The following is an 18,193-nucleotide window of genomic DNA, read 5'->3' as shown; positions in this document are numbered from 1 at the left end:
ACAAGTCACACAACCATTTAAATTTCTGATCAATAAATCCTAAATTGCCTTAATGAACATCCCCGAGTTTCAATCCCTGTTTACCGAACTTAGAAACTGGCTCGCCGGCAAAGGCCTTGCTGATGGCGAACTCATTTATTCTTACTTTTTTATCGGACTGGTTGGCGTTATTTTATTTCTGTTCATCACCATATTTTTAACCCGACAGCTTTTTATCGGTGTGGTAAAAAGTGCAAAAACCAAATCCGATTGGCAAAAGGCGCTGTTCGAATTTAGGGTGTTCAGGGCATTTGCCTTAATATTTGGCGCCTACATCATCTATAATGTTGTTCCTTATCTTTTTATCGATTTTGAAAACGGGTTATTTTATGCTTTAATATTTGCTAAAATCTACATGGTTTTAGCCGTAATGTTTGCTGTAAATGCATTTCTGAATGCTTTGGTATCCATTATGGAATCATCAAAGAAATATGCCGATAAACCCATTAGAAGTTACAAACAGGTAGCCAAAATTGTATTTTATATTGTTGGTTTTGTACTCATCCTGTCGATTATTCTTGGTGAATCGCCGCTTTATGTTTTCGGTGGTTTTGGCGCAGTTACCGCTGTTTTTATTCTGGTTTTCAGAGATCCGATTTTAGGTTTTGTAGCTTCCGTACAAATGAGCGCTATTGACCTGGTAAGGGTAGGTGATTGGATTACCGTAGAGAAGTATGGTGCCGATGGCGAGGTAACTGAAATAAATTTAACTACCATTAAGGTGCGTAACTGGGATAAAACGGTAACCATTGTCCCTAGTTATGCCATCGTTAGTGAGTCGTTTAAGAACTGGCGGGCAATGGAAGAAAGTGAGGGGAGGCGGATTAAACGCCATATCAACATTAAAATTTCGAGTATTAAATTCTGCGATGAAGAATTGATCGGTAGACTGCAAAGTATCGATTTTCTGAAAGATTACCTGAAAGAAACGCAGGCTTTTATAGAAAGGTATAATGCTGAAAATACGGTGAACCCCAATAATCTGGTTAACGGCCGCCATATGACCAATATTGGAACTTTTAGGGTTTATACAGAGAAATACCTCGAAAGTAATCCACACATTAATACCGATTTAACCTTTATGGTGCGGCAGTTACAGGCCACAGAAAACGGATTGCCGATTGAGATTTATGTGTTCTCTAAAGAGAAAGGATTGAAGCGTTTCGAAGAAGTTGCCGCTGACATCTTTGATCACCTGCTGGCTGCGGTACCTTATTTTGATCTGGAAATCTTCCAAAGCCCAAGCGGCAGCGATATGCGTAATTTTGTGAGAAGAGGGGATGATTAATTTTCGAACTTAAATAGTATGGAAATAAGAATTGCGACAAATATCAACACAGAAATATTTTATGCAGCTATTAAATTCTTAAAAGAAAAAGGTTGGGAGTTAACGGCTGAATACGATGATAAAATGATTGATAAAGGGATTGACTTTGACTTTTATCGATTTGAAAAAGATAATGGAATCATATTATTAGCATGGAGCAACTGGTTTGAAGGAGAAATTAAGGCAACTGCCAAAATGTTGGATGAAATTGCTAAATATTTTAATTTGACCTTAACATATGGGGCTCCTGAATATTTAAATAACTCGAATATAATTAGTGATAGTAAGGACCTAATCAAAATCAGAAATAAGTCATTTCTCCTGATTTTAGCTTCGAAATTTTCCAAATTTAAAACGATATTCAAATTGTGAGGAGATGATTAAATTACAAGTTTTTACAGCCTAATATTTATTCATAAAGCTTAATTTCTTGTTCCTTTGCCTCATATGATCGTCATGCTGTCCCGAAGTTTCGTGATCAGCATCTTTCTAGCTGACTAGACCCTGACATAAATTACCTTCAGTGAGCTCGCTAAGGCTCGGTTCAGGGTGACGGCCACGAATTAGGGGTACTACTCACCCAAAAATACTAAAACCTTTTCACAAACCTTAAACAACAGCGGTGGTAAAGTTTCGTTGGTGTAGGGCTGTGTAGCACCATAAACATGATTGGCACCTTCAATTTTAACTAACCTGCTGCCAGGATTGGCCTCTGCCAAAGTTTGTGCAGTTTCAAAAGGAACATTTACATCATCATCGCCATGGATAATCAACCACGGGATGTTTACCCGTTTTGCTGCAGCTATAATATTCAATGCTGCTTCATTCTCTTCCAGATCTTCCAATAGACTAACATTTAAAGGCATCTGCTCTTTCGTACGGGCATTGGTCACAAAGATTTTTCCATTCTTTTTCCATTCAGCTTCTTGTTCTTTTTTCCACAGGCTGGTAAAATCACCAATGGCACTCCAGGTAATCAGTTTGTTAATCCTTAAATCGTTTGCAGCCTCAATGATCGATAATCCACCGCCGCGGCTATGGCCTATCAGGTTTACCTTTGTGTCTTTACCGTATGCTTTTTCGATAAAATCGAGTACCGCATTTAAATCAAAAAGTTCTTTCGATACAGTATTGTTAGCAAAGGCATCCATATCGGTTACATCTTTCGGGTCATCAACTGGCACACCACTATGCGATAAATTGAATTTAACGTAACGGTAACCGTTGCTGGCAAAATGCCTGGCTACTAAATTGTGTGCCCCCCAATCTTTAAAACCTTTAAAGCCATGCACAAAAAGTACAATGGGCGTATTAGGGTTTTTCTCATCGAAAGTAATATCGCCGATAATTAATTTTCTGTCAGCACCGATCAGGCTAAAATTGCTTTGTGTAATCATAATTTAAGGAATTGGTACAGATTATAAACCTACGAAATCTTATTTTGTTGTGCATTTTTTGTGTTTAGAATAGAAGGATATTGACCACAGCCGTGAGTATAATAGCCCTGATGGAAATGGAAATCCCTTTTGGATAGGTTAAATTGTTGTTTAGCGAGGTTTATCCAAAAGGATTGGAATGTACAGCAGGACAGTACCCTTCCCACTCGCACCGGAACTGCGCTTCAAAAAAAGGATATATAATATTTTGAATAATAAATATTCTTTAAGTAATAATGCGTGGCCCAATCATAAACAATAACCGCCAAGGCAACCTTATTCATGCAATTATGATCAATATAATTAATAGTACCGCTAGCTTTCCGGTCAATATAATCCAAAAAAGATTTCTAATATCCCTAAGAAATAAATTAAAAAGCCAGGTGCAGGCAACCATTTTGGCATAATAACGTAATATACTGCAGTGGATAAAAAGTAGTTACATCTAGCCAGGACCTAGAAAAGGGCGTAAATCAAGAGGAAAATTATGCAGATTGGTTTGTTCATATAAATCAATATGGTTTGATTAATCTTTAGGTTCTTTATTTAAAACCGTTCTAAATTGATGTAAATTACAGGTTAATGACAGTCACATGCGTTCACCCTGTTACTTTTGTATCCCGATAATAGTTAATAACGGAAGCACTTGGAATATTTAAAAGTAATAGCTTTTACGCATCACCACATCGACCTGAAATCTTTAGGGAAATTAGTTATTTGTGATCAGAGTTTAGATAGCAGGTTGAAGAATGTTCAGGCAGAACTTCCCGTTAGCGAAATTTTCTATATTGGAACCTGCAACCGGGTGGAGTTTGTTTTCCTTACCAAAGAGAAAACAGACAAGGAATTTGTAACCAGGTTCCTTACTGTTTTAGACATGGGCCTACCTCCTGAATTTATGGAGCGTTTTCTGGATAATGTTACGGTATACGAAAACGAAGAAGCTTTTAACCATTTGCTCAGAACATCGTGCTCTTTAGAAAGTTTGGTGGTTGGTGAAAAGGAAATTCTTGCCCAGATCCGTAAAGCTTATGAAAACTGCCGCGATGCAGGTTTTACTGGCGATTACATGCGTATGATTATGGACCGTGTGGTTAAAACCGCAAAAGAAGTTTATACCCACACCAATATTTCAAAGAATCCCGTTTCTGTTGTTTCATTGGCCTACCGCAAACTAAAAGAGTTAAATATGTGTGGCAACTCACGTATCTTGATTATTGGCGCTGGCGAAACCAATCAGAACATTGCAAAGTACCTCAACAAACATAAATACTCGAATTTCTCGATTTTCAACCGTACGTTTTCTAAGGCCGAATCTTTGGCACAAGAGCTAGGTGGTAAGGCTTATCCTTTAGCAGCACTTGAAGATTTTAATGAAGGATTTGATGTAATCATTACCTGTACTGGCTCTACGGAGGCAATTATTAACGAAGCCTTATATGCCAAACTTTTAAACGGCGATCAGGGCAAAAAGGTAATTGTAGATTTGGCCATTCCGAATGATGTTACGCCTGCAGTGATCCATAACAACCCTGTACATTATATTGAGGTAGAATCGCTAAAAGAGGTAGCACGCAAAAATATCCAGGAACGTTATAACGAACTGGTACATGCCGAAGAAATTATCAGCAATAACATCACCGAATTTTTCTCTGTTTTAAAACAACGCCGTATCGAACTGGCGATGCAGGAAGTGCCAAGAAAGATTAAAGAAATCAAAAATACAGCCATAAATGGCGTGTTTGCCGATGAAATTAGTCAGATGGATGAAGCCTCACGCGAAGTTTTAGAACGTGTAATGAACTACATGGAGAAAAAATACATCAGTGTTCCGATGGTAATGGCCAAAGAAATTTTGGTCAATCAATCTTAAGGTTTTACCGCAAAAAACACTAAGCCCAGATATCTTTTGTCTTTTAGCTAAATCCTGAAACCAATTCCCTTTTCGTCATGCTGAACTTGTTTCAGCATCTTTCTTGCAATCAACTTAATTTCTTACATGGTTTAACTGCCATCTAATATAAATAACATTTAAATTTTATTTATGGGGAGCGTTGTGTGGCTTAAGATTCTTCGCTGCACTCAGAATGACAAACCGATTGTGTAATGTCACAGAAATCCTTTAAATTCCCTATTCTGTAACCTCACTGTCTCATTTTTAAACAATTCATGGTATAAACCACTAATTAAATTAAATTTGCAACTCATTTAACCTTTATAGTGAAGAAATTAACCATTGGAACACGCGGTAGCGACCTGGCTTTATGGCAAGCAAATCATATAAAAGATGAATTGGCTGCAATTGGGATAGAAGCAGAAATAAAAATCATTAAAACGCAGGGCGATAAAATCCTGAATTTAAGATTGGATAAACTGGAAGGCAAAGGCTTTTTTACCAAAGAATTGGAAGAGGAGCTTTTAGGTGGAACAATTGATCTGGCTGTACATTGCCTTAAAGATTTACCTACTACACACCCTGAAGGATTGATTATCGCTGCTTTACCACCACGTGAAGAAGCAAGCGAATACCTATTGATTTTAAAAGATTGTGTAGATGTTTCGCAGAAGCTTTCGTTAAAAAAAGGTGCTATGGTTGGCACTTCATCCAACCGTCGCAAAGCCCAGTTACTGGGCTTACGCCCTGACTTAGAGGTTGAAGATTTACGCGGAAATGTGCCCACCCGTATCCAAAAACTTCGCGATGAAGATTATGATGCCATTCTGATCGCAAAAGCTGGTGTTAAGCGCTTAAATCTTGATGTGAGCGATTTACATGTGGAAGAATTAGAAACTACCGAGTTTATCCCGGCACCCGCCCAGGGCGCTTTGGCTATTCAGATCAGGGAAAATGATACTGAGCTTTTTGATGCATTGCAAAAATTGCACGATCCTGAAACGGCAGAGACTGTAACTGTAGAACGTAAGGTTTTAAACCTTTTCGAAGGTGGTTGCCACATGCCTTTGGGCTGTTACTGCAAAAAAGAAAACGGAAAATTCGAAATATGGACTTCAAAAGCCGAAACGGCCGACCATTTTCCAGAACGTTTGTTTTTACGCGCAGAAAGTACCGAAGGTTTGGCAGAAAAAATTGTGGCCAAGTTTAATGTAGAAAGAAAGAAACCGGCAAAGGTTTTCATTTCACGCGAAATTGGCGAGCACAGTTATTTCCGTAGAGCATTAGAAAATAATAATATTGAAATAGAAGGACGTTCATTGATCCGTACCTTCCCGATAGTAACGGTTTTAGATCAGTTTATTTTAAGGCATGTAGACTGGGTTTTCTTCAGCAGCCGCAATAGTGTTGAATATTTTTTCAACTTAAAACCGGTATTGCCAAAGAAAACAAGGTTTGGCGTGGTAGGAAGAGGATCAGAAGATGCCTTGCGTAAATTTGGCCATATTGCCGATTTTGTTGGCGAGAGTGGCGATATCACCGAAGTTGCTGAAGATTTTGCGCAATTGGTTGGTGGTCAGCAAATACTGTTCCCTAGAGCACAGGATTCTTTACAATCGATTCAAAAATCATTGCCAGCTGATGCTAAAATAATCGATCTGCCGATTTACGAAACGGTAATCGAAGATGATATAGACCAGAGTTATGCCGATGTGCTGATTTTTACCAGTCCATCAAATGTTGATGCCTATTTCGCTGATAATTTATTGGAACCAGGCCAACAGGTAATTGCTATAGGAAACTCTACCGGTAAGAAATTTGATGAAATGGGCGTGAAATATGCTTTGCCTTATTCGCCTGATGAAATTGGATTAGCTGAAGCGGTGTTTGGGATAGAGATAAGGTAGGTTTGAGGCGGAAGGTAGAGGGTTGGAAGGCCGAAGGTTTTGAGAGGGTAAAGACTAAAGCGCAAAGCCGATTACCCCCTGCAAGAAATATCCACTGCGAAATCCAAAATCGGTGTAATCATCTAATCCGTGTAATCACCCCGTAAGGAAAAATAGAAGATATTCAGGTCTCGATACTTGATACTAAATACCTGATACTAAATACTTGATACAAATAAAATGTTAAACCGTCCGCGTAGATTAAGGAAAAACCCATTGGTGAGAGAGATGGTAGCCGAAACCCGGTTATCGAAAGATATGTTTGTGTACCCTTATTTTATAGTGCCAGGCAGCAATGTTACCCACGCCATTGATGCCATGCCGGGGGTAAACCATTATTCGGTTGATACCCTTGTTAAAGATGTTGAGGCTGGATTGAAAAAAGGACTCAACAAAATTATGCTTTTCGGTGTGGGCGATGAAAAATCAGAAGATGCTAAGTCAGCCTATCACGATCATTCTTTGGTACCAACTGCAGTTCGTGAGCTCAAAAAACAATTCGGAGACGATTTATATCTAGTTACCGATGTTTGCGTTTGTTCTTATACTACCCATGGTCATTGCGGTATTTTAGAGAACGATTATGTTCAAAACGATAAAACAGTAGAGGTAATCGCTAAAATGGCTTTAACACATGCTGAAGCTGGTGCTGATATGTTTGCCCCGTCTGACATGATGGATGGACGGATTGAGGCCATTCGTAATCTTTTAGATCATAACGGTTTTGTTAATGCAGCAATTATGAGCCATGCTACAAAATTTGCTTCTGCCTATTATGGCCCTTTTAGAGAGGCTGCAGACTGCGCACCAAGCAAAGGTGATAGGAAGGCTTATCAGATGGATTTCAGAAACCCGCTGGAAGCTTTACGAGAAGCGCAGCTGGATGAACAAGAAGGCGCTGATGTGTTAATGGTGAAGCCGGGTTTAGCTTATCTGGATATTATCCAAAGGTTAAAACAAGATACCAATTTGCCAATTGCGGTTTATAATGTATCAGGCGAATACTCGATGGTAAAAGCAGCTGCCGAACGCGGTTGGATAGATGAACAAAAAGTAGTAATGGAAACCATGCATGCTTTCGCCCGTGCAGGCGCAAGTATTATTACCACTTACCATATTAAAGATATTTTAAATAACAACTGGCTTTAGAGGCGGAAGGTAGAAGGCTTAATGGTTGAGGGCTTATACCCACAATCTAGATCCTTAACAATTCGTTCTAAAACCTACAATGAGGTAAAAGATTGATGGCTTATTGGCTATGGGTTATGCGCCCAGATCCTTCTACCTTCTACCTTTTAGCCTTCAACCTTAACAAAAATGTTAGATTCATTAAAGAAAATGTTTTCAGGCAACGAAGCTGATATTCCGGTAAATACGGGTAGTAAACCTGATATTTCGAGAGTAAAATCTGCCGAATTGTACGAGAAATCAAAAACGTATTTCCCAGGTGGGGTAAACTCTCCGGTAAGGGCTTTTAAATCTGTTTATGGTACACCACTTTTTATAGAAAAAGGTGACGGCTGCTTTATCTGGGATGCTGATGGTAATCAGTTTATCGATTTCTGTGGTAGCTGGGGACCACTAATTTTAGGTCATAACAATCCTAAAATCCGCGAAAAAGTTACCGAGGTAATGCAGAACGGAATGAGCTTTGGTGCGCCAACAGCTTTGGAAAATGAATTGGCTGAGCTGATTATTAAAAATAATCGTTTTGTTGAGAAAATACGTTTTACGAGTTCGGGAACGGAAGCGGTAATGTCGGCGATACGTTTGGCAAGAGGTTTTACCAGCCGCGATAAGATTTTAAAATTCGAAGGCTGTTACCATGGTCATAGCGATTCGCTTTTGGTTAAAGCCGGTTCTGGTTTGGTTACTTTTGGTGAGACCTCTTCTGCGGGTGTGCCAAAATCTTTTGCTGAAGAAACCATCGTTGTACCCCTAAATGATAAAACGGCTATTGAACAAGCTTTTGCTCAGTTCAAAGATCAAATCGCTGCGGTAATCATTGAGGGTATTCCGGCAAATAATGGTTTGATTATTCAAGATGAAGAATATATTCATTTCTTACGTAAAATTTGTACGGATAACGGTTCCCTTCTGATTTTTGATGAAGTTATTACCGGTTTCAGGATAGGTTTTGAAGGGGCAGCAGCACATTATGGTGTTACACCTGATATTGTTACTTATGGTAAAATTATTGGTGGCGGCTTACCTGTTGGGATGTATGGTGCACGTGCCGAAATTATGGCGCATATTTCTCCTGATGGTGGTGTGTATCAGGCCGGAACCCTATCTGGAAATCCTGTGGCCATGGCAGCAGGAATCGCCACATTAACAGAACTGAACAAATCGAGCTTTTATAAAGATCTGAATGCGAAAGCACAAGAATTTGTAGCCAGTATTCAGCGTTTTGCAACCGCACGCAATTATAAATTTAAAGTATTTACCATTGGCTCAATCTTCTGGTTTGCATTTACTGATAAGGATAAAATCCAATCGGCCGATGATATTGATGCTGGCAGCATGGAGAAATTCAAAATTATGCACCGTGAACTATTGAACAGAGGAATTTACTTAGGGCCATCGGGATATGAAGTTGGTTTCGTATCTTCAGCACATACTAAGATCGAATTGGAGAAAGCAAAACGTGCTATTTTTGAAGCATTAGATTTAGTGTTTAAGAAGTAAGGCTTTTTTAAGCTACGACATAATGATTTATGATGGTTCGTGGAGACACGAACCATGGGAAAAACAATCTGTGAAATCCAGAAATCTGTGTAATCAACCCGAAGGAAAGATCGACGAATGAAGAAATCTATAATTATATTTTACGCATTATTGCTTTACGCACTCATTCAACTCGTTTCGTGGGGAACACTGGTGGTGCGTTTGCAACCAAGCCGCATGACGATGATTATGGGTGAAGGTTCGGTGTTTTTATTTTTGCTTTGTATCGGCGGGTATTTCCTGCATCAATCGTTAAAACGTGAGGATAAATTAAGAGAGCAGCAGCAAAATTTCCTGATGTCGATAACACATGAACTTAAATCGCCTTTAGCTGCTATAAAACTTTCTATTCAAACAATTGTTAAACGGGATTTGGATAAAGCACGTCAAACTTCATTATTAAATAATTCGTTAAAAGACATTGAGCGTTTGGATGATCTGGTCGAAAATATGTTGTTGGCCACCAAAATTGAAAACCGATCTTACACTTTTCCCAAAGAAAAATTTAACTTTTCGGAGCTGGTATATAAAATTACCGATCGTTTACAGGTTCATTCTTGTGGCAATGAACAATTAATAAGTACGCAAATTCAGCCAAATTTGCAGATAATGGGTGACAAATTTGCCTTATCGTCAGTTGTAACCAATTTGATAGAGAATGCAGTAAAGTATTCGAGCCCATGCGATGAGATAAATGTGCATTTAAACGAGGTGGATGGACATATTCAGTTAAGTGTTATTGATAAGGGGCCAGGTATTTCAGATGCCGAAAAAATGTTGATATTTGATAAGTTTTACCGTGTTGGTAACGAGAATGTCAGAAAAGCGAAAGGAACAGGTTTAGGCTTGTTTATTGTGAAAGAGGTTTTACAATACCATGATGCAGATATTACAGTAAAAGACAATTTGCCTCAAGGAAGTATTTTTGAAGTAACATTTAGTTAATCTCAATTATGTCACAAAAATTAAGAATTCTATTGGTAGAAGACGAGGATCACTTGTTAGATGCTATCAAATTAAACCTGGAACTTGAGGGTTATAAAGTTCACGCCGTTAAAGATGGCAAAACCGCTCTTAAAATTTTTAAAGAAGAACGCTTCAATCTAATTATTTTAGATGTAATGCTGCCTGAAATGGATGGTTTCCAGGTTTGCGAAACAATCCGTTTAGAGAATGCAGAAGTTCCAATTATGTTTTTAACAGCTAAAAACACGTCGGAAGACCGTGTGTTAGGTTTGAAAAAAGGAGCTGACGATTATTTGGTTAAACCTTTCAACTTAGAAGAATTAATTCTTCGTGTGGGTATTTTGGTTAAACGCAGTTTAAAATCTGATGATTTAAAAGAATTGAATTCTTACAAAATCGGTGATAAAACAATTTATTTTAACTCTTTCGAATTAAAACACGATGATGGTACCATTACACCATTAACCAAAAAAGAAACGATGTTGTTGAAACTGTTAATCGAGCGTAAAAACGATGCCGTTTCTAGAGAGCAGATTTTAGAAACCGTTTGGAATTATGATGTTTATCCATCAACGAGAACGATTGATAACTTCATCTTAACGTTCCGCAAGTATTTCGAACCAGATCAAAAAAATCCGGTTTATTTCCATTCAATTCGTGGTGTAGGCTATAAATTTACTGATAGTCATTAATGTACAATAATAAGGGCAGATATGCTTTAATGGCAGTTTTTTTGCTTGCTGCATTTGTTTGTGTATTTTACAATCAATATCAGCTGGCAGCTGTTTCAGGGCTGTTGTTTGCCTTTGTTGTTTGGAGTCATTTTAAGCACAGTTCAGTTTTAATGGCATCGAAACATTTTAAGAATAACGAATTCGGAAAAACCAAAACCCTATTGGCAGAGGTGGTTAAGCCAGAGCGCTTGGCCAAAAGCCGAAGGGGTTATTACGAATTTATGCAGGGCAATATGGCTTTGAAGGAAGAAGACTACGATAAGGCGGAGTATCACTTTCAGTTGGCTAGCCGCTTTCCTGTGGGAGGTAAAAATGAAAAATCGTACGTATTGATCCATTTGGCTAACCTTGCTTTGCGGAAGAAAGATAAAGAAAGGGCAGAAGCTTATACGAAATTGGCGAAAGAACTTGCCGAAACGCAACGCTCGAAAGACATTATCGTTAAAATTGAAAAAGAAATAAGCAAATTATAATATTAATATTGTCATTTTGAATAACGAAGCACCAGTTTAGGAATAAAAAGGTACTTCGTTTTTTTTTTATTTATACCTTTGCAAAATTAAAATTTTAGCTCGGTCGTCATGCTGAACTTGTTTCAGCATCTTTCCTTAGTTAGACCCTGAAATAAATTCAGGGTGACGATACGCGGCACCAGATACAAATCATGAAGAATAACTTATTTTTAGACGCAGCATTTTCAAAACAAACCGAACGCCCACCAGTATGGATGATGCGTCAGGCAGGTCGTTTTATGCCACAATATTGGGAAATTAAAAACAAATACTCTTTTTTAGAGATGTGTAAAAACCCAGAAATTGCTGCAGATGTGACCATGTTACCCGTTGATTTGTTGGATATTGATGCCGCGATTTTATTCTGTGATATTTTGGTAACCGGCGAGGCTATGGGTGGTGATTTGAGTTTTACTCAAGGCGTTGGACCTAAGTTTGCAAATCCGGTGCGTACCGCTAAAGATATCGAAAACTTAACTGTTGATTGCCTGGACGAATTGCAGTATGTTGCTGATGCGATTAAAGTGATTCAACAACGATTGGATAGCAGAATTCCATTGATCGGTTTTGCAGGTGCGCCATTTACCGTAATGAGTTATTTAATTGAAGGAGGTTCTTCTAAAGATTTTAAATTAACCAAGCTCTTTATACATAATCAGCCAGAATTGGCACACAAACTTTTGGCTAAAATTGCAAAAGTAACGGCCGATTACCTGAATCTTCAGATTGCTGCTGGCGTTAATGCTGTTCAGATTTTTGATAGCTGGGCACTTGCCTTATCATGGAATGATTATCAGGAGTTTTCTCACCGTTACATTCAGGAAATCATTGCCAACTTAAACAGAAAAGATATTCCCGTTATTTCTTTCTGTAAAGGAAGTTCGGTTTTTGCTCCGATTATGGCAGAAGCTAAACCAGATGTAATTTCGGTTGACTGGAATGCTGATTTATTGAATATTAAAAATGCTTTGCCAAAAGGTATTGCTGTACAGGGAAATTTAGATCCACATATTTTATATGCTGATAAAGCAGTAATTAAAGCACAGATCCATAAATTGTTCGAGCGCATGCGTGGTACTGAAGGTTTTATCTTCAACTTAGGACATGGTATAATGCCAGATATTCCTTTCGATAATGTGAAGTATGCAATTGAGGTGGTTAAGGAGTTTAGGTATTAACCACTAAATCCCTTAAAGGGGACTTTGAACAGCGAATACAAATTGTTATATTTGGATATATAAGGGCTAGAGCTTATCCTAAAATTTTTCTAATGAAGAAGATCGAAGTTATAGATACGTTGAAAGAGATGCCAGATGAATTTTCTGCAGATGAATTAATTGAAAGGATTTTATTACTTCAAAAAATTGATGCAGGATTGAATCAAGTTCAAACGGGTAAAATTTATTCTGAAGAGGAGGCCGAGAAAAAATTAGAGAAATGGCTAAAATAGTCTGGACAGAAATAGCCATTGATGATTTAAATAATATTGCAAATTTTCATAGTCAGTATTCTCATAACTTTGCTTCAGCTATAATTAAGAAACTCTTTAACAAACCTAAAATTTTAAAGGAAATGCCCGAATTGGGAAGGATCGTTCCTGAAAGAGATAATGAAGCAATCCGTGAACTTATAGAAGGTAATTACCGGATTATTTATTTTTTCGATAAGGGAATTGATACTGTTGAGATCATTACCGTTCATCATGCCGCTCAACCCTTTCTATAATCCTCTAAATATTAAATGATAGAAACCTTACAGCCATATTACTACTATTTTCTTGCAGTACACATTGTATTTGTAATTAGCTGGATGGCGGGATTGTTTTATATCCTTAGTCTTTTTATTTACCACACTGAGGCAAACGATAAGCCCGAACCTGAAAAAAGTATCCTCCAGAAACAGTTTGTTAAAATGGAGGCTACTTTATGGAAAATTATCGCCACCCCAGCCATGATCATTTCTGTTTTGGCAGGTGTATCTATGCTGACTTTAAACCAAGGTTTGCTTCAAGCTGATTGGATGTGGGTTAAGCTAGGTTTTGTTGTTGGCTTACTCATTTATCATTTCATCTGCCAAAACATCGTTAAACAGCTTAAAAACAATCAATATAAGCTAAGCAGCTTTCAGTTGAGGTTATGGCGTGAGCTTGCTACCATTTTTATGATCGCCATTGTATTTGTGGTCATCCTTAAAAGTGCCATTAACTGGATTTATGGTTTAATTGGTATAATGGGTGTAGCTATGGCCATTATGATTGGGGTTAAGCTGTACAAGAACTATCGTAAAAAGCGTGGTGAATAATCATTTTGCCACAAAGTCACTTGGGCATCAAGAATATTGTTTGTAATTAAAGTATTAAAAAACTTTGTGTTCTTGCACCTTAGTGGTTAATTGAATAAATTACTTTGTTTTCTTTGCGTAAACTTCGCGTGCTTCGCGGTTAAATAAACCAAAAACTATTCTAAATTTGGGCGATAAAATTCAAGCGCATGTTTACATCTACGGGTCTGAAAAAGACCTTACTCTTAATATCTTTTCTTTTTAGTACTTATTTCGCTTCGGCACAGTTTAATCAATCGGCTTTCGAAAATCGTATCCGTCCCGATAGCAGCTTAACCAACGAGGTTCACTTCAACTTTTATAATTTAAACTACGTTCGTAATTACGAGTATACCAACGATTTTCACGATGGTTATACATTGTACGGAACACAGTTGCAGCCTCAAATTGTTTATTACGCGCATCCTAATCTGGCGATTACCGCTGGTGCTTTTATCAGAAAGGATTTCGGGCGGAACGGAATTTCCGATGCAAAGCCTTTGTTCAGTGTAAAATACCATAAAAGAAATCTTACTTTAATTTTTGGAAGTTTAGAAGGTAATATTCAGCATAAGTACATCGAACCATTATACGATTTCGAAAGAACCCTAACCACACCAATTGAATATGGAACACAGTTATTGGTTGAGCGCAAGAAGTTTACTTTAGATGCCTGGATAGCCTGGCAGAAAATGATTTATAAGGGTGATCCTGCCAAAGAAGAAATTATTGGTGGTTTATCTACCGAAAGCACCATTGCAGAAGGTAATGGATGGAAATTTAGTTTGCCTGCCCAATTTTTGGCTTTCCATCAAGGTGGGCAGATTGATGTGCTAAAAGAAATTCCCATTACCACCATGTTTAACGGTGCGACTGGGTTAAAACTGCACAAAGCAATTAATACCAACATTAAACAGGTGTATACCGACAATTATATTGCGGTGTATAAAGATTTTTCACCTGATAAAAGAAAAGCTTACGAAGGTGGCTTTGGTTTATGGTTAAATGCAGGTGTAGAAAGTAAATGGGGCAGTTTGGTGGCTTCTTATTGGAAAGGCAATAACTTTATTTCAATTAAAGGTATGCCGCTTTATGAATCGGTTTCAGATAATCTGTACAGTCCGGGCTTAAAGCAGAGTGCAAGAAATATTGTTTCATTGCGTTATGCTTACCAAAAAGAGTTAATTCCACATTTATACCTTGATGTTCGTTTCGAACCGCATATCGATTTAGACAATACCGATAAACAACTTCAGTTTAACCATTCATTCTTTTTAACCTACAAACAGGATTTTAAATTGTTTAAGGTGAAAAAGGATGGAAGGTAGAAGGTGGAAAGGTTGAGGGTGATTAAGTTCATACAATTTCAAACCCCGTAGGTTTTAAAACCTACGGGGTTTGTTATTTAAGCATTGTCCCTGCCAACTAAACCCGATAACAGCGAAAAACACGAAGGTGAGGAACGAACCAAGGCTTTGAAGCGGATAGCGGGACCGCTGCTCCCGATGAAATGCTGAATATTCATTTTCAAATAAAAATCTATATCTTTCTTAAAAAATATTTTAATCATATCTATTTGATAGTCAATAGATATGATTCTGTTTTTAACTTTATTTAACTTTTTTTCTCACCTCATGCAACCATTGTTTGTAATCCGCCATCTTCTATATACAAACACACAATGAAATTGACGCGGAGCTATACGATAAACGATTTGATGGAAGGCTGCAAAGCTGGCGACCGGAAGATGCAAGAGTTGCTTTACAAGCAAACAGCATCGAAGATGTTGGCCGTTTGTATGCGCTACGCCAAAGACAGGATGGAAGCAGAAGATGTACTGCAGATGGGGTACATTAAAATTTTCCAGAAAATAAAAGAGTACAGGGGCGATGGTTCTTTTGAAGGCTGGATTAGAAGGGTTATGGTGAATACTGCAATTGAAAGTTACCGTAAAAATTTACGCAGCTTAAATGTTGTAGAAATAGATGAAGCTTACGAGCAACCGTCAACGGGATTTGATTTTGGCACTTTAGGGATGCAGGATTTAATGAAGGCAATACAAAAATTGGCAGATGGTTACCGCATGGTTTTTAACATGTACGTAATTGAAGGTTATTCGCACAAAGAAATTGGAGAAACACTTGGGATCACAGAAGGCGCGAGTAAATCGCAACTGTCGAGAGCAAGGGCAATATTAAAAGAAGAAATTATTAAAATGGAGGGATTTGGTTATGCAACCTATACGGGATAAGGATTTCGATCAGTTATTTAAAGATGCTTTTGCTGATGCAGAAGTAACACCTTCGAGGGATTTATGGAGCAATATTGAAAGCGAAATAACACCTAAGAAAAAAAGAATCATACCGATTTATTGGTTGTCTGCGGCCGCTGTATTATTGATCGCTACGATTGGGATTTTGGTTTATCAACAGCAAAATACCGGCAGTGGAGGTAAACAATTGGCCAGTAACACGATTAAAAAAACGAAACCAGTGGTACAAGAGCCCGTTGTTAAAGATTCGTCGGCTACAATTGTTGCACCAGTTGAAAATATCGCACCAGTTGTGCCAGTTCAACCTAAGGTGGTAAGTGCTATTGCCAAAACGAAGGTGAAACGAGAAGTTAAGCCTGTTATAGGGCAACCGCGCATAGTTACAGCCCCTGAAATGCAAAAGCAAGAAACAATTGTGGCTAAAGTAGAAGAACCTAAAAAGGATATCAAAACAAGAATTGAAGAGGCGATTTTACAGCCAAAAGAAGAGGTTGTAACTGCGGTTGTTGCAACGCCAGTTAAAACGGATGAACCTGTTAACGATAACGAACAAAATAAAGGTATCCGTAATGTTGGTGATGTGGTAAACCTCATCGTTAATAAAATGGACAAAAGAAAAGATAAGCTGATCCAGTTCCGTACAGATGATGATGATTCTTCTTTGGCATCGATCAATATTGGCCCATTTAAAATAGGTAAACGGAATAAGAAATAAACAGTTTTTAATGATCAGTTGGCAATTATCAGTTAACAGTGTCTAACATTAAACATTTAAACTTTACAACAATTAACATAACAAACACACATATATGAAACGTCTAATTTATACAACACTTTTGGTAAGCGGGCTTGCCGGTGTTATGGCTCCAGGTGCTTTTGCACAACAAGATAGTACCAAAAAGAAAATGGATTATAGTGAAGGACATGGTATCATCATTAAAACCAAATCTACAGATTCAGTTAAAAAAGGCCGTTTTGTGGGCGGAATTACTTTTACCAGGGTTGATTTAGGTTTCTCCAGGTTAATCGATAATGGAAGCTTCAACTTATCTCCAAACAACGATTTTTTGGATTATAAAGGTGGTAAAACCAGTACTTTCTCTTTCGATGTTCTGCAATTAGGCTACCGTTTTAATTCAAACTTTAAGGTTTATGTAGCCGGTGGGTTCGACTGGACATTGATCCGTTTGCGGAAAGACATTACTATTGCTAAAAATTCTAACGAATTTGTATATACCGATCAGGCGCCTGTACATTTTTCAAAAAACCGTTTCTCGAGCAGTTATGTACATATTCCCTTAAACTTCGAATTCCGTACCAGCGAAAACAAAAACAGCAAAAGATTTTACCTGGTTTTAGGTCCGGAGGTTAGCTTTTTGCTAAACGGAAAAATTAAACAGGTAAGTGAAGAACGTGGTAAAGAAAAACAATACGATAGCTACCACTTTCAATCAGTTCGTTACGGTGGTACAGTTAGATTTGGCTATGGTGGTATAGGATTATTTACCAAATATTACTTTAACGATATGTTTACTACCGCTCAACAAGCTGGCTTGAAAAACATGAGCTTTGGGGTTACCTTCGGATTAAACTAAAACACAGCAACACACAAATAAGACAGATCCTGTTTCGGTTAGGCGAGACAGGATTTTTTGATATGAGCTTAAATTCAGTAATTAGTTGTTAAAAGTGTTTTAAAAACGTCTAGTCCAGATCGATTCCTTATACTGATCCAATAGCTATCGGATTTATTTCAACATCTTTTTAGCATGAAAGACCCTGAAATAAATTCAGGGTGACGATCGCGTTAGAAAAAGAGGGAAAAAACTGATCGAAATACATAAGTATTAATCGAATTCAGGTTCTAAAGTTTTGGTAAGATTATTCTCATCGATTAAAGATTTTAAGCAATTCTCTATAAATTCATCCAAACTTATACCTTGCTCTTGCGCATAAATTTTGGCCTGCTCTATAACAGCATCATCAAGTGTTAGTGTGATTTTAGCTTTCATGTCTTTGTA

19 protein-coding genes are annotated in these 18,193 nt (G+C 37.8%); 17 read left to right on the top strand and 2 right to left on the bottom strand.

All coding sequences use genetic code 11. From position 1 onward, the window contains the following. Positions 1 to 52 precede the first annotated feature (52 nt). Positions 53 to 1,327 (top strand): mechanosensitive ion channel family protein, encoded by a 1,275-nt coding sequence (locus tag AC1RJ8_RS18330; RefSeq protein WP_492954775.1) that lies wholly within the window; start codon positions 53 to 55, stop codon positions 1,325 to 1,327. An 18-nt stretch (positions 1,328 to 1,345) separates the two neighbouring features. Further along, positions 1,346 to 1,738 (top strand): hypothetical protein, encoded by a 393-nt coding sequence (locus tag AC1RJ8_RS18325; RefSeq protein WP_492954776.1) that lies wholly within the window; start codon positions 1,346 to 1,348, stop codon positions 1,736 to 1,738. A gap of 200 nt (positions 1,739 to 1,938) precedes the next feature. On the opposite strand, the gene AC1RJ8_RS18320 is transcribed toward AC1RJ8_RS18325, so the two are convergent. Next, entirely contained in the window at positions 1,939 to 2,763 is an 825-nt protein-coding gene (locus tag AC1RJ8_RS18320; protein WP_492954777.1) for an alpha/beta hydrolase family protein, read from the bottom strand. Positions 2,764 to 3,448: 685 nt separating this feature from the next. Between AC1RJ8_RS18320 and hemA the strand changes: the two genes are divergently transcribed. The 15 genes from hemA (at position 3,449) to AC1RJ8_RS18245 (ending at position 17,767) form a co-directional block, all read left to right on the top strand. Then, positions 3,449 to 4,675, top strand: coding sequence for a glutamyl-tRNA reductase (gene hemA / locus AC1RJ8_RS18315; protein WP_492954778.1), 1,227 nt, complete (start codon positions 3,449 to 3,451; stop codon positions 4,673 to 4,675). A 347-nt stretch (positions 4,676 to 5,022) separates the two neighbouring features. Continuing rightward, the gene (gene hemC, locus AC1RJ8_RS18310; protein ID WP_492954779.1) at positions 5,023 to 6,603 is read left to right on the top strand and encodes a hydroxymethylbilane synthase; all 1,581 of its coding nucleotides are present in this window, start codon (positions 5,023 to 5,025) and stop codon (positions 6,601 to 6,603) included. A gap of 219 nt (positions 6,604 to 6,822) precedes the next feature. Beyond that, positions 6,823 to 7,791 (top strand): porphobilinogen synthase, encoded by a 969-nt coding sequence (gene hemB, locus AC1RJ8_RS18305; RefSeq protein WP_492954780.1) that lies wholly within the window; start codon positions 6,823 to 6,825, stop codon positions 7,789 to 7,791. A 168-nt stretch (positions 7,792 to 7,959) separates the two neighbouring features. Then, the gene (hemL, locus tag AC1RJ8_RS18300; protein WP_492954781.1) at positions 7,960 to 9,330 is read left to right on the top strand and encodes a glutamate-1-semialdehyde 2,1-aminomutase; all 1,371 of its coding nucleotides are present in this window, start codon (positions 7,960 to 7,962) and stop codon (positions 9,328 to 9,330) included. A 117-nt stretch (positions 9,331 to 9,447) separates the two neighbouring features. Continuing rightward, the gene (locus AC1RJ8_RS18295) at positions 9,448 to 10,314 is read left to right on the top strand and encodes a sensor histidine kinase (protein WP_492954782.1); all 867 of its coding nucleotides are present in this window, start codon (positions 9,448 to 9,450) and stop codon (positions 10,312 to 10,314) included. An 8-nt stretch (positions 10,315 to 10,322) separates the two neighbouring features. Beyond that, positions 10,323 to 11,027, top strand: coding sequence for a response regulator transcription factor (locus AC1RJ8_RS18290; RefSeq protein WP_025146905.1), 705 nt, complete (start codon positions 10,323 to 10,325; stop codon positions 11,025 to 11,027). After that, positions 11,027 to 11,542, top strand: a complete 516-nt coding sequence (locus AC1RJ8_RS18285) for a hypothetical protein (protein ID WP_492954783.1) — start codon at positions 11,027 to 11,029, stop codon at positions 11,540 to 11,542. The genes AC1RJ8_RS18290 and AC1RJ8_RS18285 overlap by 1 nt, the downstream gene beginning before the upstream one ends. A 191-nt stretch (positions 11,543 to 11,733) precedes the next feature. Beyond that, positions 11,734 to 12,759, top strand: a complete 1,026-nt coding sequence (gene hemE / locus AC1RJ8_RS18280; RefSeq protein WP_492954784.1) for a uroporphyrinogen decarboxylase — start codon at positions 11,734 to 11,736, stop codon at positions 12,757 to 12,759. Between the two features lie 92 nt (positions 12,760 to 12,851). After that, positions 12,852 to 13,031 carry a hypothetical protein gene (locus AC1RJ8_RS18275; RefSeq protein ID WP_492954785.1) on the top strand — a complete coding sequence of 60 codons (180 nt, stop codon included), beginning with the start codon at positions 12,852 to 12,854 and terminating at the stop codon, positions 13,029 to 13,031. Next, positions 13,019 to 13,306 (top strand): type II toxin-antitoxin system RelE/ParE family toxin, encoded by a 288-nt coding sequence (locus tag AC1RJ8_RS18270; protein ID WP_492954786.1) that lies wholly within the window; start codon positions 13,019 to 13,021, stop codon positions 13,304 to 13,306. The genes AC1RJ8_RS18275 and AC1RJ8_RS18270 overlap by 13 nt, the downstream gene beginning before the upstream one ends. Before the next feature lie 15 nt (positions 13,307 to 13,321). After that, on the top strand, positions 13,322 to 13,882 hold the full coding sequence (locus AC1RJ8_RS18265; RefSeq protein ID WP_492954787.1) for a CopD family protein: 561 nt from the start codon (positions 13,322 to 13,324) through the stop codon (positions 13,880 to 13,882). Positions 13,883 to 14,070: 188 nt separating this feature from the next. Beyond that, positions 14,071 to 15,228 (top strand): lipid A deacylase, encoded by a 1,158-nt coding sequence (locus AC1RJ8_RS18260; RefSeq protein WP_492954788.1) that lies wholly within the window; start codon positions 14,071 to 14,073, stop codon positions 15,226 to 15,228. 389 nt (positions 15,229 to 15,617) lie between these two features. Then, on the top strand, positions 15,618 to 16,151 hold the full coding sequence (locus tag AC1RJ8_RS18255; RefSeq protein WP_492954789.1) for an RNA polymerase sigma factor: 534 nt from the start codon (positions 15,618 to 15,620) through the stop codon (positions 16,149 to 16,151). Then, positions 16,132 to 16,887, top strand: a complete 756-nt coding sequence (locus tag AC1RJ8_RS18250) for a hypothetical protein (protein WP_492954790.1) — start codon at positions 16,132 to 16,134, stop codon at positions 16,885 to 16,887. Before AC1RJ8_RS18255 ends, AC1RJ8_RS18250 begins: the two co-directional genes overlap by 20 nt. A gap of 94 nt (positions 16,888 to 16,981) precedes the next feature. Then, positions 16,982 to 17,767, top strand: coding sequence for an outer membrane beta-barrel protein (locus tag AC1RJ8_RS18245; RefSeq protein WP_492954791.1), 786 nt, complete (start codon positions 16,982 to 16,984; stop codon positions 17,765 to 17,767). A 252-nt stretch (positions 17,768 to 18,019) separates the two neighbouring features. Here AC1RJ8_RS18245 and AC1RJ8_RS18240 read toward each other — a convergent pair whose 3' ends face one another. Continuing rightward, positions 18,020 to 18,184, bottom strand: coding sequence for a DUF6364 family protein (locus AC1RJ8_RS18240; RefSeq protein ID WP_184463623.1), 165 nt, complete (start codon positions 18,182 to 18,184; stop codon positions 18,020 to 18,022). Between the last annotated feature and the right edge of the window lie 9 nt (positions 18,185 to 18,193).

The organism is Pedobacter sp. GW822-FHT03F06 (assembly GCF_058801365.1).
Note: the sequence above shows the minus strand (reverse complement) of the source record. Positions and strands in the feature narration are given on the sequence as shown.

Excerpts from the sequence above, each read along its gene's own strand:
- AC1RJ8_RS18330 (WP_492954775.1), top strand. The coding sequence starts at position 53 with ATGAACATCCCCGAGTTTCAATCCCTGTTTACCGAACTTAGAAACTGG.
- AC1RJ8_RS18325 (WP_492954776.1), top strand. The coding sequence starts at position 1,346 with ATGGAAATAAGAATTGCGACAAATATCAACACAGAAATATTTTATGCA.
- AC1RJ8_RS18320 (WP_492954777.1), bottom strand. The coding sequence starts at position 2,763 with ATGATTACACAAAGCAATTTTAGCCTGATCGGTGCTGACAGAAAATTA.
- hemB (WP_492954780.1), top strand. The coding sequence starts at position 6,823 with ATGTTAAACCGTCCGCGTAGATTAAGGAAAAACCCATTGGTGAGAGAG.
- hemL (WP_492954781.1), top strand. The coding sequence starts at position 7,960 with ATGTTAGATTCATTAAAGAAAATGTTTTCAGGCAACGAAGCTGATATT.
- AC1RJ8_RS18295 (WP_492954782.1), top strand. The coding sequence starts at position 9,448 with ATGAAGAAATCTATAATTATATTTTACGCATTATTGCTTTACGCACTC.
- AC1RJ8_RS18290 (WP_025146905.1), top strand. The coding sequence starts at position 10,323 with ATGTCACAAAAATTAAGAATTCTATTGGTAGAAGACGAGGATCACTTG.
- AC1RJ8_RS18285 (WP_492954783.1), top strand. The coding sequence starts at position 11,027 with ATGTACAATAATAAGGGCAGATATGCTTTAATGGCAGTTTTTTTGCTT.
- hemE (WP_492954784.1), top strand. The coding sequence starts at position 11,734 with ATGAAGAATAACTTATTTTTAGACGCAGCATTTTCAAAACAAACCGAA.
- AC1RJ8_RS18275 (WP_492954785.1), top strand. The coding sequence starts at position 12,852 with ATGAAGAAGATCGAAGTTATAGATACGTTGAAAGAGATGCCAGATGAA.
- AC1RJ8_RS18270 (WP_492954786.1), top strand. The coding sequence starts at position 13,019 with ATGGCTAAAATAGTCTGGACAGAAATAGCCATTGATGATTTAAATAAT.
- AC1RJ8_RS18265 (WP_492954787.1), top strand. The coding sequence starts at position 13,322 with ATGATAGAAACCTTACAGCCATATTACTACTATTTTCTTGCAGTACAC.
- AC1RJ8_RS18260 (WP_492954788.1), top strand. The coding sequence starts at position 14,071 with ATGTTTACATCTACGGGTCTGAAAAAGACCTTACTCTTAATATCTTTT.
- AC1RJ8_RS18255 (WP_492954789.1), top strand. The coding sequence starts at position 15,618 with ATGGAAGGCTGCAAAGCTGGCGACCGGAAGATGCAAGAGTTGCTTTAC.
- AC1RJ8_RS18250 (WP_492954790.1), top strand. The coding sequence starts at position 16,132 with ATGCAACCTATACGGGATAAGGATTTCGATCAGTTATTTAAAGATGCT.
- AC1RJ8_RS18245 (WP_492954791.1), top strand. The coding sequence starts at position 16,982 with ATGAAACGTCTAATTTATACAACACTTTTGGTAAGCGGGCTTGCCGGT.
- AC1RJ8_RS18240 (WP_184463623.1), bottom strand. The coding sequence starts at position 18,184 with ATGAAAGCTAAAATCACACTAACACTTGATGATGCTGTTATAGAGCAG.